Consider the following 14,470-nt stretch of genomic DNA (forward strand, 5'->3'; position numbering starts at 1 on the left):
GCTTACGTTACTTCCAGGAAACGCCGGTGACGTCGTTGGCCTGGACCGGGCGGTTCACCCACATGCCGGTCAAGCCGGCCTTCTGCACCGTCACCGACGGCAGCATGAAGAGGAAGCCGTTGACCGCATCCTCCGCCAGCACCTTCTGCTCCTCGCCATAGAGCGCGTTGCGCTTGGCCGGGTCCTGGGTGCGGTTCAGCTCGTCGTTCAGGGCGTTGAAGCGCTCGCTCCTGTAATTGAAATAGTAGTCGGGCCGGGCGTAGATGTCGATGTCCAGCGGTTCGGTATGGGCGATCATGGTCAGGTCGTAATCCTTGCCCTTGAACGTCTTTTCCAACCACGCCGCCCATTCCACCGGCTCGATCTTCGCGCGGATGCCGACCTCCGCCAGCATGGCGGCGACCAGTTCGCCGCCGCGCCGCGCATAGGGCGGCGGCGGCAGGCGCAGCGTGGTGTCGAAGCCGTTGGGATATCCCGCTTCGGCCAGCAGCGCCTTCGCCTTGGCCGGGTCGTAGGGGTACAGGCCGGTCAGATCGACATAGCCCTCGCGGTGCGGCGGGAAATGGCTGCCGATGGCGACGCCGTTGCCATAGAGCACGCCGTCGATCAGCGTCTTGCGGTCGATGGCATGGGCCATGGCGCGGCGGACGCGGACATCGTCGAAGGGCTTGCGGGCGTTGTTGGTCGACAGGATCGTCTCGCCCTCGGTCGAGCCGACCGTGACCACGAATTTCGGGTCGTTGCGGAACTCGGGCAGCGCCTCGTAGGTGCTGAACAGGGTGAAGGCGTCGATGTCGCCGGCCTTCAGCGCCGCCACCTGGGCGGCGGGGTCGCTGATGAAGCGGAAGGTCACGCGGTCGAGCTTCGGCTTCATGCCGTCGTAGTCCGGGTTACGGACCAGCACGACGCGGTCGCCGGCGACCCAGCGGTCGAACTTGAAGGGACCGGTGCCGACCGGCTTCTGCTTGTTGGTCGCTGCCGATTCCGGGGCGACGATGGCGGCGTCGCCGCTCGCCATGTGAAACAGGAACAGGCCGTCGGGGCGCGACAGGGTGACGACCACCGTCTGCGGATCCGGCGTCTCCACCTGGGAGATCGGGGCGAAATAGGCCTTCTGGGCGTTGACGGAATCAGCGGCGCGCGCGCGATCCAGCGTGAACTTCACGTCGGCGGAATCGGCGGTGGTTCCGTCATGGAACTTGGCATTCGGGCGCAGGGTGAAGCGGTAGGTCAGCCCGTCGTCCGACACCGTCCAGCGTTCCGCCAGACCGGGAACCAGCTTGCCGTCGGCATCGACGCGCAGCAGCGGTTCGAACAGGTTGGCGTAAGTGACTTCTTTGATGGCGCCGGCCGCGCCGGCGGTCGGGTCCAGATGCGGCGGCTCCAGCGCCATGCCGACGACGAGGTCGGTGCGCGGCTGGGCCGTTGCCGTCAGGGACGTGGCGGCCAGCGCCAGCGCTGCTGCGGCAGCCAGGGTGAAACGCTGCTTGGCGGTCGACATGGTTGGCAAACTCCCCCGTCTCGTCGTTATCGACGTTCTCTTTGCCGCGATGATGCGGTGCGGCGCGGGAGAGCGCAAGCGAAGCCGCCACGCTATTCCACCCACCAGCTTTCCAGCATCGGGCCATAAAGCGGGGTGACGGCGGGACGGTGCAGGGTCGACCAGCGGGCGATGCGGTCGACCGGACTGTGGAACAGCGGGACCATGTAGTGCCCCCACAGCAGAACGCGGTCGAGCGCCTGCACCCGGCCGACCAGCGCGCCCCGCGTCGTGGCGGCGGCGATCGAGCGGGCGAGCGCATCGACCACCGGGTCGCGGATGCCGGCAAGGTTGCGGCTGCCCTCCTGTCCAGCCGCATCGGATCCGTAATAATAGAGCTGCTCGTTGCCCGGCGACAGGCTGGACGCCCACCAGCGCATTGTCATATCGAAATCGAAACCGTCCAGCCGGGCCTGGAACTGGGCACTGTCCACCGTGCGGACGCGCGCCTCGATCCCCAGCGGTTCCAGCGAGCGGGCGAACTCCAGCGCCACCCGTTCCTCCGCCGGATCGGACAGGAGGATTTCGAAGGCGAAACGGTTTCCCGCCGCATCGGCCAGCCGGCCGTCGCGCACCCGCCAGCCGGCCTGCTCCAGCAGCCGCATCGCCTCGCGCCTGTTGGCCCGCAGGCCGGCGGGACCGGCGGCGTTGGCGTTCCCGCTGTCGGGCAGGGTGAAGGGCCTGGTGAAGAGATCGGGCGGCAGGCGGTCGCGGAACGGCTCCAGCGCCTGCAATTCCTCGCCGTCCGGCAGGCCGCGGGCGGCGAGTTCGGAGTTGGGGTAGAAGCTGACGGTGCGGGTCAACAGACCGTGGAACAGGTTGCGGCCGATCCAGTCGAAATCGGTCGCCATCCCCAGCGCCCGGCGCACCCGGACATCGGCGAAGATCGGCCGGCGGGTGTTGAAGATCAGGCCGCGCGCCGGTTCGGGGCGGTGGTTCGGCAACTCCTCGCGGATGATGCGGCCGTCGCGTAGGGCCGGGCCGTCGTAGCCGGTGGCCCATTTGGCCGGATCGCTTTCGTAACGAACATCGCCCTGTCCCGCCTTGAAGGCCTCGAGCGCCACGGAGTCGTCGCGGTAATAGTCGAATTCCAGACGGTCGGCGTTGAACTGGCCGACGCGGGTCGGCAGATCGCGGCCCCAATAGTCGCGCACCCGCTCATAGACGATGCGGCGGCCGGGATCGACCGCGGCGACGCGGTAGGGGCCACTGCCCAGGATCGGTTCCAAGGTCGTCCGGCTGAAATCGCGCCCTGCCCAGAAGGCCTTGGGATGGATCGGCATCAACCCCATCAGCAACGGCATCTCGCGGTCGATGCTGCCGTCGGGGTTGGAGGCGAAGGCGAAGTGGACGGTCTGCGGGTCGGGCGCCTCGGCCGCCGTGACCTTGGCGTAGAACAGGCGGCGGTTGGGGGTGCCGTGCTGCCGCTGCGCCTCCAGCGAGAACAGCACGTCGGCGGCGGTCACCGGCGTGCCGTCATGCCAACGCGCCTTGGGGTTGATGTGGAAGGTGACGGCGGAGCGGTCGTCCGCCACCTCCACCCGGTCGGCCAGCAGGCCGTAGAGCGAGAAGGGCTCGTCCCACGACCGCGTCAGCAGCGTTTCGAAGACATAGCCCATGCCCAGCGCCGGCACGCCCTTGACGATGTGCGGGTGCAGGCTGTCGAAGCTGCCGGTCACCGCCTGCCGGATGGTGCCGCCCTTCGGCGCCACCGGGTTGACGTAGGGGAAGGTGGTGAAGTCCGGCGGCAAGGCCAGGTCGCCATGCATGGCGATGCCGTGATGGGGGGACTCGGCCAGCGCCGGATGGGGCGCCAGCAGAGCCAGGAGAGTTAGGAGAAGGACGATCGGGCGGGCCATGACCGGCAGGGTTGCCGCTTTGCCGCACCTGCGCAAGAGCCAGCGCAAGTTCCTTGGACTCAGGGTGCGTTCCGCCTAAACTCCCGCCCCGCGTGGCGCCGGACCGGGCATCGGCGCCAAAACAAGAACGTGCCCTGAATACGCCAGTCGAAGGAACGCGATACATGGATCTGAGCAAGCTCGCCGCGGGCAAGAATCCCCCCTGGGACGTCAACGTCGTCATCGAGATCCCGATCGGCGGCCAGCCGGTGAAGTACGAGGTCGACAAGGAATCGGGCGCGGTGTTCGTCGACCGTTTCCTGCACACCGCCATGTTCTATCCCTGCAACTACGGCTTCATCCCGCACACCCTGTCGGGTGACGGCGACCCGGTGGATGTCTGCGTCGTCGGCCAGCACGGCGTCGTTCCGGGCGCGGTCCTGCGCTCTCGCCCCATCGGCGTCCTGTACATGGAGGACGAGGCCGGCGAGGACGAGAAGCTGCTGGCCGTTCCGGTCGACAAGCTGCACCCGTTCTACACCGACGTGAAGGACTACACCGACCTGCCGTCCATCGTGATCGAGCAGATCGCCCACTTCTTCGAGCACTACAAGGATCTCGAGAAGAACAAGTGGGTGAAGGTCCGCGGCTGGGGCAACGCCGAAGAGGCCGCCAAGAAGATCGAGGAAGGTCTGGCCCGCGCCCTGGAAGCCAACAAGGGCAATCCGGGTCCGGTGGTCTGAGGGTAGTAGTTTGAACCGTGTGGCCTCAGCCAGGATGACTTGAGGCCACGCGGTCGGGCATGCATCTCCTCGCCTCCGGCATATCCGCCGGCAGTGCGGGGAGATAGCCCAGCCCTTCAAGCGTCCGTCGCACGGCGAGAACCAGCGGCGTGTGCGGCTCCTCACCCAGGAGGGCCAGCAGGCGGCGGTTGTCGAGCCGAACCGGCTGTTGCCACAGATAGCGCATCTCGCCAAGTTCGCGGAACAGCGGCACCGCCAGACCGGCCAGCCGCAGCAGCCACCAGGGCATCCGCCGCACCGGCAGGTCCGGTTCGCCGAAAGCGCGGGCGATCGCCGCGACCATCCGGCTGCCGTCGGCATCCCAATGGCCATCCATGTGGAACATCGCGTCGTCGCCCAGAGCGGCCTCGCGGTCGAGCAGGCGCATCGCCGTTTCCGCCACATCGGGCAGATAGGCCCACTGGTGACCGATCCCCGGCTGGCCCGGCTGGTTGATGCGGGTCGGCGGCTTCCCGGGCGTCAGCAACCCCTGGCTGAACCAACTGTTGCCGGCCTTGGGACCAAAGAAGTCGCCGCAACGCAGGATCAGCAACTTCGCCCCCTGCCCCACCGCGCGGTGCAGGCGGCGTTCCATCTCCACCCGGATCGCCCCCTTGCGGGTCAGCGGGTTCTGCGCCGCGGTTTCCGGGATCAGCGGGAAGACGTCGGGGCCGTAGTTGTAGACAGTGCCGGGCAGCAGGATGCGGGCGCGGTTGGCGCAAGCCGCGGCGATGCTGTTGTCGAGCATGGGTAGAACCAACTGGTCCCAGTGCCGGTAGGCCGGCGGATTGACCGCATGGACGATCAGCGCCGCCCCCTCGGCCGCCGCCATCACATCGCCGGCATTCATCGCGTCGCCGACCATCCACTCGATGTTGCCCGGAGGCAGGCTCTCCGCCGGTTTGCGGCGCAGGCCGCGAACCCTCCAGCCGCGCACCGCCAGCGCCCGCGCCATTTCGCCGCCGACCCCGCCGGTCGCTCCCAGAACCAGGGCCGTCCTGCCTATGCCGGTCGCCTGTCGTGCCATCGCCGCCTCCATCGCTCTTGCGCTTGGTGATGGGGAAAGGATGGGGCGAGGGATGGCTGAACGGAATTGTCGAACTGCGGCGAGTCGCTATACTGAAATCGATGAACCCGCCGCCCCCCAGTTGGGACCTCTATCGCAGTTTCCTGGCGGTGATCCGTGAAGGATCGCTGTCGGCGGCGGCGCGCGCCCTGGGGTTGACGCAACCGACGCTGGCCCGCCACGTCGCGGCGCTGGAGGAGGCGGTCGGCGGTTCCCTGTTCGTGCGCTCGCCGCGCGGGCTCGATCCCACCGATGCGGCGCTGGCCCTGAAGCCGCAGGCGGAGGCGCTGGACGCGGCGGCGGCAAGTCTGTGGCGAACGGCGTCGGGCTGGGGGGCGGAGGTGCGCGGCACCGTGCGGGTCACCGCCAGCGAGGTGGTGGGCGCCCGCATCCTGCCGGCGGTCCTGGCCGCGCTGCGGGAACGCCACCCGGCGCTGGAAGTCGAGCTGGTGCTGTCCAACGGCATCGACAATTTGCTGCAACGCGACGCCGATGTCGCCGTGCGGATGGTGGAGCCGGACCAGCAGGCGTTGCTGGTGCGCCGCATCGGCAGCATCGCGCTGGGGCTGCATGCCCACCGGCGCTATCTCGACCGCCACGGCGTGCCTCAGTCACTGGAGGATCTCGACGGCCACAGCCTGATCGGCTTCGACCGCGAGACGCCGGACATCCGCGCCCTAATGCAGCGGGTGCCGGGCCTAATCCTGCCCCGCTTCGCCCTGCGCACCGACAGCCATCTGGCCCAGTTGTCCGCCATCGAGGCCGGATACGGCATCGGCATCTGCCAGGTCCCGCTGGCGCGGCGGAATCCCGATCTGGTCCGGCTGCTGGCCGACCGCTTCGAACTGCCGATGGGGGTGTGGGTCGCCATGCACGAGGATCTGCGCTCCACCCCGCGCTGCCGTGCCGTCTTCGACGGGTTGGTTGCCGGGCTGGCGGATCACGTGAGGTAGCGTCAACTGGTCCACCCCATGCGGCGTTCCACCCCGTCGGCAGCCTCCTTCAGGATTTCGGCGCTGTGGCGGAGCGCGGCTTGCTCCTCCGCCGACAGGTTGGGCAGGACGGTGTCCACCACGCCGCCGGCGCCGATGACACGCGGCAGCGACAACACCACCTGCGGCACCCCGCAGACATCGTCGGTCAGCATGGCGCAGGTCGCCACCAGCCGTTCGTCGGCGCCGATGGCCGACACCAGCCGGGCCAGCCCGCCGGCGATGCCGAAGGCAGTGTGGCCCTTGCCGTTGATGATCCGGTAGGCGGCGCGGCGCACCCCCTCGTCGATGGCGGCGCGGTCCTCCGCCGTCAGGCTGCGGTGGAGCTGGGCAGCCGCTTGCTCGACGGACAAGCCGGCGACGGTGGCGCTCGACCACAGCAGAACCTCCGAGTCGCCATGCTCGCCCACCACATGGGCATGGACGGAACGCGGCGTCACCGCCAGTTGCTCGGCCAGCAGGGCGCGGAAGCGCGCGGTGTCGAGCACGGTGCCGGAGCCGATGACCCGGTTGCGCGGCAACCCGCTGATCCGGGTGGCGATCTGCGTCATCACGTCCACCGGGTTGCTGGCGACCAGCAGCACCGCGTCGGGAGCCGCCTTCAGCACCTCCGGGATGATGGCGCCGAACACCTTGGCGTTGCGCTCCAGCAGTTCCAGCCGGGTTTCGCCAGGCTTCTGGGCGACACCGGCCGACAGCACGACCACCCCCGCCCCCTCCAGCGCGGCGTATGAGCCGGCGCGGACGGTGACGGCATGGGTGAAGGGCACGGCATGGGCGATGTCCTGCGCCTGGGCCTGGGCCAGCGCCTCGTTCATGTCGACCAGCACGACCTCGCTCGCCGCACCGGTGGTCACCATGGCGAAGGCGGCGGTGCTGCCGACGAACCCGGCCCCGACGATTCCGACCTTCATGAACAGGCTCCTTTGCGCAAGTTGGCGTGCGGTTAGCCGACAGCTTGGCGGCGGTCGGCGTCCCGCCGCAAGAGCGCATCGGACCGCTTGCGGCTTTTGGTGGGCGGTTTTGCATAGGCGCGACGAAACGCCCCCTTGCCCAATGGTCATACCAGCCCGTAATGTTGCGCCGCAGCAAATGGCGGGGATGAAAGTCCGGGCTTGCGCTGTTCGTCATCAAAACCGTCGGCATCCCGTGGCAGACTGGGACCGGCGCCTTTTCCCAGCACCGGATCCGGTCATGACCGTTCGCAACCTCGACAAGCTGTTCAAGCCCGCCTCGATCGCCCTGGTCGGCGCCAGCCGCAAGCCCGGAACGGTGGGGGCCGTGGTGGCCCGCAACCTGTTCCAGGCCGGATTCGACGGGCCGGTGATGCCGGTCAACCCGACCGAACGCGCGGTGGAAGGGGTGCTGACCTACAAGACGGTGGACAGCCTGCCGATCACGCCGGACCTGGGCGTCATCTGCACCGCCCCCGACACAGTGGCGGCGACCATCGACGCGCTGGGCAAGCGCGGGACCAAGGCCGCCATCGTCATGACCAACGGCATGTCGGCCGAACAGACGCAGGCGATGCTGGAGACGGCGAAGCCCTATCTGATGCGGGTGCTGGGGCCGAACAGCCTGGGCGCCATGGTGCCGGGCCGCGGCATGAACGCCAGCTTCGCGCCGGTGGCGCCCCGCAAGGGCGACGTTGCGCTGGTGGCGCAAAGTTCCATGGTGCTGACCTCGGTCGCCGACTGGGCGACCTCGCGCGGGATCGGCTTCTCGCATCTGGTGTCGCTGGGCGACCGCGGCGACGTCGATTTCGGCGACCTGCTGGACTATCTGGCCTCCGACGTCACTGTGCGCGCCATCCTGCTCTATATCGAGAGCATCACGCACGCCCGCAAATTCATGTCGGCCGCCCGCTCCGCCTCGCGCCAGAAGCCGGTGATCGTCATCAAGGCCGGCCGGTCCGACGAGGCGCAGGAGGCCGCGGCGTCGCACACCGGGGCGCTGGCGGTGTCGGACGCCGTCTATGACGCGGTGTTCCGCCGGGCCGGCGTGCTGCGGGTGAACGATCTGGCCGAACTGTTCGACGCCGCCGGCACGCTGGGAACCGGGGTGCCGATCACCGGCGACCGGCTGGCGATCCTGACCAACGGCGGCGGCATGGGCGTGATGGCCACCGACAAGCTGATCCAGGCCGGCGGCCAGCTCGCCGCCCTGGCGCCGGAGACGCAGGAGGCCCTGGCCAAGGCGCTGGGTCAGCCGCCGGGCGGCACGCCCTTCCGCAACCCGCTGCGCATCGGCGCCGACGCCACGCCCAAGCGCTATGCCGAGGCGCTGAACGCGCTGATGCAGGACAGCGGCAACGACGCGGTGCTGGTCCTGCACTGCCCGTCCGCCCTGACCGACAGCGAGGCCATCGCCCAGGCGGTGGCGGAGACGGTGCAGGCCAACAAGGCGCGCCGCCACCCGGTGCTGACCAGCTGGATCGGCGACCAGTCGGCGATGGAAGCGCGCAAGCTGTTCGCCGACAGCCGCATCCCGACCTACAACGGCCCGTCCGACGCGGTGCGCGCCTTCATGCATCTGGTGCGCTACCGCCGCAGCCAGCAGCTTCTGATGGAGACCCCGCCGTCGGTGGCGGAGGATTTCCAGCCCGACGAGATCACCGTGAAGAAGGTGGTCTCCCGCGTCATGGCCGAGAAGCGCGAGTGGCTGAGCGAGTATGAGGCCAAGCGCGTGCTGGCCGCCTACGGCATCCCGGTTGTCGACACCCGCGTCGCCGAGACGCCAGAGGAGGCGGCGAACGCCGCCCGCGTCATCGGCGGCCCGATCGCGCTGAAGATCCTGTCGCACGACATCACCCACAAGTCCGACGTCGGCGGCGTCGCGCTGGGCCTGACCGGCCCGGACGAGGTGCGGGCCGAAGCCGAGGCGATGCTGAGCCGCGTCGCCGAACTGGCGCCCGACGCGCGGATCGAGGGCTTCACCGTGCAGGAGATGGCCGTCCGCCCCGATGCCTACGAGCTGATTGTCGGCATGACCGAGAACGAGATGTTCGGCCCGGTCCTGCTGTTCGGCGAAGGCGGCATCGGCGTGGAGGTGGTGGAGGATTACGCGCTGGCCCTGCCGCCGCTGAACATGAAGCTGGCGGCCGAGCAGATGAGCCGCACCCGCATCCACCGCCAGCTGCAGGGCTACCGCTCGCGCGCGGCGGTCGATCTGGACGCGGTGGCGCTGACGCTGAACAAGGTCAGCCAGTTGGTGGTCGATTTCCCTGAGATCGCGGAGATGGACATCAACCCGCTGCTGGCCGACGCCGACGGCGTGCTGGCGCTGGACGCCCGCATCAAGGTCGGCGTGCCGGTGCTGGCGGGAGCGGCAAGGCTGGCGATCCGGCCGTATCCGAAGTCGCTGGAAGACCGCATCACCATCAAGGACGGCCGCCAGTTCTTCGTCCGCCCGATCCTGCCGGAGGACGAACCGCTGGTGCATCATCTGGTGGAGAACCAGACGGCGGAGGACTTGCGCCTGCGCTTCTTCGCGCCGCTGAAGCGGCTGTCTCACCAGGCGGCGGCCCGGCTGACCCAGATCGATTACGACCGCGAGATGGGCCTGATCGCCGTCGGTCCCGACCCGCAGACCGGCGAGACCATCATGTATGGCGTGGTGCGCATCACCGCCGACCCCGACAACCGCCGCGCCGAATATGCGGTGATGGTGCGGTCCGACATGAAGGGCCAGGGTCTGGGTTATATCCTGATGAACAAGATCCTCGATTACGCCCGCTCGCGCGGCATTAGGGAGGTCTATGGCGAGGTTCTGCGCGAGAACACCAACATGCTGAACATGTGCCGCGCGCTCGGCTTCGTCCGCAAGGAGAACTTGGACGAGCCGGGCGTAGTCGAGGTCCGCATCGAGCTGGGTGGCGGGCTGGCTGGCTGAGGGTTCTTATACCGGCGGTTGACTACAGCCATGGATAGGGCAATATCAGGCTTGGCAGGCAGGGGGATTCCGGCCCCCTGCCCGCCAGCCCGATGCTAGCTGAAGAGATCAAGCAGACGCTTGACGATCTCCAACGCCAGGATCAGGAGTTGGAGGATTTCCTTCATCCTCTGTTCTCCTTGTGCGCAGCGGGGATGGCGGCCAGTCCGCCATCCCGTCCGCGTCGCCACTTTGGCGCACGCATAGGTATTGCGGAAGCGCTTTTGCTCGCAAAATCAGGCTTGTGAAGGGCTGCGACGCGCTGTCGCGGGGTGCGGCTTTACGCCGGCTCCAGCACCACCTTGACGTCGGCGGGCTGGCCGAAGAAGGGGGCCGAGGTGATCAGCAGGCGGCAGCCGGCCGCGGCATAGGCGGCGGCGTTCGCCTCGGTCACGCCGCCGGCCGGGGCGACCACCGGCGGCGGGGTCAGGTGCCTTGTCGCCTCAATCACCGCGCGGGCGGCGTCGGGCGGCAGCTTTTCCAGCTGGATCACGTCGGCGCCGGCCTGCGCAAAGGCCACCGCTTCCTCCACCGATCCGACCTCCATCACGATCTTCTTTTCCGGCGCCTTGCGACGGAGGGCCGCGATCCACATCTCCGGCGGTTCGCTCAGGAAGGCGCGGTGTTCGGGGAAGACCAGCAGCGTTTCCGACAGGCCCAGCCGGTGCATCACCGCCCCGCCCGCCTGCACCGCCTTGACGCTGAGGTCCTTGGATCCTGGAAAATTCTTGCGGGTGCAGGCGACGGTGACGCCGGGAGCGGCCTCGACGATGCGCCGGGCGCGGGTGGCGATGCCGGAGGTGTATTCGACCAGGGTCTGCGCCACCTTCCAGGCCCGGTGCAGCGCCCCGGCAGGGCCGTCCGCCTCGAGGAAGACCGCGCCGGCCTCGACGGCGGTGCCGCTGGGCTCGACGCGCAGGATGCGACCGCCGGCCTTCTCCACCAGACGCGCCGCCTCCTCCGTTCCCGCCAGCACCATGGCGCCGCGGGCGGCGAAGCTCATGCGCGCCGGACGGGCGGCGATGCCAAGCGAATCCGTGGTCAGGTCGCCGTAGGGAACATCCTGCGCCAGAAGCGCGTCGAGGGCGGCGTCGGGCAGGATGGTCGTCATCGGAGTTTCCGTTATTAAAGCCAGCCGCGCCGGCGGAAGTACCAAAGCGGGACCACCGCCGACAGCACCATCAGCAGGATGGCCATCGGATAGCCGAAGTCCCAGTCCAGCTCCGGCATATGCTTGAAGTTCATGCCATAGGCCGACGCGATCAGCGTCGGCGGCATCAGCGCCACCGACACCACCGAGAAAATCTTGATGATGGCGTTCTGTTCGATGTTGATCAGGCCTAGAGTGGCGTCGAGCAGGAAATTCGCCTCGTGCGCCAGGAAGCCGGCATGTTCGGTCAGGGACCGCAAGTCGCGCGTCATCGTCTTCAGCGCGGTCTTCTGTTCCTTGTTCAGCCGGCCGCCGCTGACCGAGGTCATGAACACCACCAGCCTGTCGAGCCCGGCCAGGCTGTCGCGCACCTTGTGGGTCAGGTCGCCGGCCCGGCCGATGCCGCGCAACACGTCCTGCAACTCGTCCGGCTTCTTGGCCGCCTTGCCGAAGCCGCCGCCGTCCAGCGAATCGTCGAAGACGCGGGCCGACAGCTCGTCGATGCGGCCACCGACCAGTTCCAGCACGTCGGCCACCCGGTCGATCACCGCGTCTAGCAGGCCGAACAGCGCGCTCTCCCCCGTTGCCAGCAGTTCCGGCTGGCGGACGCAGCGGGCGGCGAAGGTGATGACCGGCAGCGGTTCGGTGTAGCGCAGCGTAATGAGATGGCGCGGGGTCAGCACGAAGGTCAGCTCGCCCTGCTCCGGGTGGGGCGAGGTGGCGCGCGAGATGATGGGAGAGGTCATGTAGAGCCCCTCCCCCTCGACATAGAGCTGGCTGGAGGCCTCGATCTCCTTCATCTCCTCGCGCGTCGGCAGGTCGCAGCCGGTCAGCGCGCCGACATGGGCGCGCTCCGCTTCGGTTGGACGCAGGAGGTCGATCCAGACCGCGCCGCCCGGCAATTCCTCGCCGAGTTCCAGCGGCTGGCGCACCACCCGCCCGTCTTCGGCACGGGCGTGGACGGTGATCAACGCGCGCTCCCCAGGGCGGCCTCTTCGGGCACCGGCGCACCGGCTGCGCGGCAGGCGGCGGCCAGCGTGTTCAGCATCAGGCAGGCGATGGTCATCGGGCCGACGCCGCCGGGGACGGGCGTGATGGCACCGGCGACCTTGACCGCCTCGTCGAAGGCGACATCGCCGACCAGACGGGTCTTGCCCGGCTCCGCCGCCGCGACGCGGTTGATACCGACGTCGATCACTGTGGCGCCGGGCTTGATCCAGTCGCCACGCACCATCTCCGGCCGGCCGACCGCCGCCACCAGGATGTCGGCGCGGCGGCATTCCTCCGGCAGATCCGCCGTGCGGGAATGGGCCATCGTCACCGTGCAGTCGGCCTGCAGCAGAAGCTGCGCCATCGGCTTGCCGACGATGTTGGAGCGGCCCAGCACCAGGGCGCGCTTGCCCTTCAGGTCGCGGCCCAGCGTGTCGCGGATCAGCAGCAGGCTGCCCAGCGGGGTGCAGGGCACGATGGCGCCCGGCTGCCCGGTGGCGAGCAGGCCGGCATTGACGACGTGGAAGCCGTCGGCGTCCTTTTCCGGGACGATGCGGGCCAGCACCTTCTGGCTGTCGATATGCTTGGGCAGCGGCAGCTGGACCAGGATGCCGTGCACGGCCGGATCGGCGTTCAGCCGGTCGATCAGGGCCAGCAGGTCGGATTCGGCCATGTCGGCCGGCTCGTGATGGTCGAAGCTGTTCATGCCGAGTTCGACCAGCGCCCGCTCCTTGGAGCGGACATAGACCTGGCTGGCCGGATCCTCGCCCACCAGCACGACGGCCAGACCGGGGGTGACGCCATGGCTGGCCTTCAGCGCCGCCACACCATCCGCCACCCGCGCACGCAGGCCGGCCGCGAAGGCCTTGCCGTCGATGATCTTCGCGTCCGCCATGCTACTCTCCACCCTCGCTACCCAAATCGTCGATCAGGGCCGACAACCGCGGCAGCAGAATTGCCGGGTCGCCAGCCACATGCAGAATCTTGTTCCGGTCGGTGGCGCCGGCCACCACCGTCAGGCTGGTCTTGGGCAGTTTCCATGCCTTCGACAACAGTTTTATGACGGCCTCGTTGGCTTTGCCGCTTTCCGGCACCGCCGTGACCGCCAGTTTCAGGACCCGACGTCCTTCTCCCTTTGCCCCGGCCATCTCGGCCGTACCGGTCACCGCGTTGCGCGACGCCTTGGGTGTCACCCGAAGTGCGACGCGCAGGCCGTCGGCGACCGCCTCGAAGGGGGAGGATGCCGCCACGGTCAGAAGCGCGGCCAGTATTGCGCCAGCAGGTTCTGGATGAAGGAGATCGCCAGCAGCACGACGATCGGCGACAGGTCCAGCCCGCCCATGTTGGGCAGGACGCGGCGGATCGGGCGCAGCACCGGTTCGGTGATGCGGTACAGGAAATCGCCGATCAGATAGACCGCGCGGTTGCGCGTGTTCACCACGTTGAAAGCCACCAGCCAGCTGAGGATCGCCGACAGGATCAGGACCCAGAAGAACAGGTCCAGGATGGTGTTGATGAGCAAATACAGCGCGATCATGCCGGGCCAGCTCCAGTGCGGTTTTTGCGACGGCCGCGCGCAGCGCACTGCGCGGCGGGCGCCAGCCTTTTCCGGGCACCCTAAGCATAAGCGCGGAGGCCTGTCCAGTACGGCGGCCCGCCGATAGCCCGAGCGGCCTGCGGCGGATCGGCCGTCCTACGCCCCATCCTGCGCCATCCCACACCCGCTTCATTTTTTCTGAATCAAGCGCTTGACAGCACCCCCCGTGATGGACAATATCCGCGCCACGCCGGGGCGACGAAGACGCCACGGTGTGAGTGTGGGGCCGTAGCTCAGCTGGGAGAGCGACGCGTTCGCAATGCGTAGGTCGGGAGTTCGATCCTCCTCGGCTCCACCAATCACCCCCAAGACATTGATTTGGTTCGAAAAAGTGCCTCAAGCGGGCCGTCGAACCCATCCTGCGGCACACTGCTGTCGCACACGGTCGCTGCCGAATCAGCCCTAACCCCCTGGAAGACCGACCCAGAACCTTCTCGACGCTGTAGCACAACGGTGTCGCACAAGCGGCGCCACACTGGTCTGTGGCTGCGCGGGACGGTCTGGCAACGGCTCTGTTGCAAAGTTTGAAAGTAGGCGCGAGGTGATGGGTTACGGGCATCACCGCCGACGCTATGCGTCCTGGAG

General features: G+C 68.4%; 12 protein-coding genes and 1 tRNA gene. 4 read left to right on the forward strand and 9 right to left on the reverse strand.

The window, feature by feature from the left end; all coding sequences use genetic code 11:
* Positions 1-7: 7 nt before the first annotated feature.
* Together FZ938_RS29250 and FZ938_RS29255 are read right to left on the reverse strand one after the other, a co-directional pair.
* Positions 8-1,501 carry an ABC transporter substrate-binding protein gene (locus tag FZ938_RS29250; protein ID WP_149201684.1) on the reverse strand — a complete coding sequence of 498 codons (1,494 nt, stop codon included), beginning with the start codon at positions 1,499-1,501 and terminating at the stop codon, positions 8-10.
* 92 nt (positions 1,502-1,593) lie between these two features.
* Positions 1,594-3,399: an extracellular solute-binding protein gene (locus tag FZ938_RS29255; RefSeq protein ID WP_149201685.1), complete on the reverse strand. Its 1,806-nt coding sequence runs from the start codon at positions 3,397-3,399 to the stop codon at positions 1,594-1,596.
* A gap of 164 nt (positions 3,400-3,563) precedes the next feature.
* Here FZ938_RS29255 and ppa point away from each other — a divergent pair, with 164 nt between their 5' ends.
* Positions 3,564-4,121 (forward strand): inorganic diphosphatase, encoded by a 558-nt coding sequence (ppa, locus tag FZ938_RS29260; RefSeq protein ID WP_149201686.1) that lies wholly within the window; start codon positions 3,564-3,566, stop codon positions 4,119-4,121.
* Positions 4,122-4,146: 25 nt separating this feature from the next.
* Here the strand turns inward: ppa and FZ938_RS29265 are convergent, their stop codons facing one another.
* Positions 4,147-5,187 carry an NAD(P)H-binding protein gene (locus tag FZ938_RS29265; RefSeq protein WP_149201687.1) on the reverse strand — a complete coding sequence of 347 codons (1,041 nt, stop codon included), beginning with the start codon at positions 5,185-5,187 and terminating at the stop codon, positions 4,147-4,149.
* A 101-nt stretch (positions 5,188-5,288) separates the two neighbouring features.
* On the opposite strand from FZ938_RS29265, the gene FZ938_RS29270 reads away from it, so the two are divergent.
* On the forward strand, positions 5,289-6,179 hold the full coding sequence (locus FZ938_RS29270; protein ID WP_149201688.1) for a LysR family transcriptional regulator: 891 nt from the start codon (positions 5,289-5,291) through the stop codon (positions 6,177-6,179).
* 2 nt (positions 6,180-6,181) lie between these two features.
* Here the strand turns inward: FZ938_RS29270 and FZ938_RS29275 are convergent, their stop codons facing one another.
* Complete coding sequence (locus FZ938_RS29275) at positions 6,182-7,132, reverse strand: L-lactate dehydrogenase (protein WP_149201689.1); 951 nt, start codon at positions 7,130-7,132, stop codon at positions 6,182-6,184.
* Positions 7,133-7,412: 280 nt separating this feature from the next.
* On the opposite strand from FZ938_RS29275, the gene FZ938_RS29280 reads away from it, so the two are divergent.
* Positions 7,413-10,109 (forward strand): bifunctional acetate--CoA ligase family protein/GNAT family N-acetyltransferase, encoded by a 2,697-nt coding sequence (locus tag FZ938_RS29280; protein WP_149201690.1) that lies wholly within the window; start codon positions 7,413-7,415, stop codon positions 10,107-10,109.
* Positions 10,110-10,428: 319 nt separating this feature from the next.
* Here the strand turns inward: FZ938_RS29280 and modD are convergent, their stop codons facing one another.
* The 5 genes from modD to FZ938_RS29305 are packed head-to-tail and all read right to left on the reverse strand — an operon-like array spanning position 10,429 to position 13,825.
* Positions 10,429-11,259: a ModD protein gene (gene modD, locus FZ938_RS29285; protein WP_149201691.1), complete on the reverse strand. Its 831-nt coding sequence runs from the start codon at positions 11,257-11,259 to the stop codon at positions 10,429-10,431.
* 14 nt (positions 11,260-11,273) lie between these two features.
* Positions 11,274-12,269, reverse strand: coding sequence for a magnesium transporter CorA family protein (locus tag FZ938_RS29290; protein WP_149201692.1), 996 nt, complete (start codon positions 12,267-12,269; stop codon positions 11,274-11,276).
* Positions 12,266-13,183 carry a bifunctional methylenetetrahydrofolate dehydrogenase/methenyltetrahydrofolate cyclohydrolase FolD gene (gene folD, locus FZ938_RS29295; protein WP_149201693.1) on the reverse strand — a complete coding sequence of 306 codons (918 nt, stop codon included), beginning with the start codon at positions 13,181-13,183 and terminating at the stop codon, positions 12,266-12,268. The genes FZ938_RS29290 and folD overlap by 4 nt, the downstream gene beginning before the upstream one ends.
* Position 13,184: 1 nt before the next feature.
* Complete coding sequence (locus tag FZ938_RS29300; RefSeq protein ID WP_174757175.1) at positions 13,185-13,538, reverse strand: DUF167 domain-containing protein; 354 nt, start codon at positions 13,536-13,538, stop codon at positions 13,185-13,187.
* A gap of 2 nt (positions 13,539-13,540) precedes the next feature.
* Entirely contained in the window at positions 13,541-13,825 is a 285-nt protein-coding gene (locus FZ938_RS29305) for a YggT family protein (protein ID WP_109073245.1), read from the reverse strand.
* Positions 13,826-14,107: 282 nt separating this feature from the next.
* Here FZ938_RS29305 and FZ938_RS29310 point away from each other — a divergent pair.
* A tRNA-Ala gene (locus FZ938_RS29310) sits at positions 14,108-14,183 on the forward strand.
* The last annotated feature ends 287 nt before the right edge of the window (positions 14,184-14,470 follow it).

The sequence above is a fragment of the Azospirillum oryzae genome, from assembly GCF_008364795.1.
In the GTDB taxonomy this organism is placed as follows: Bacteria; Pseudomonadota; Alphaproteobacteria; order Azospirillales; family Azospirillaceae; genus Azospirillum; species Azospirillum oryzae.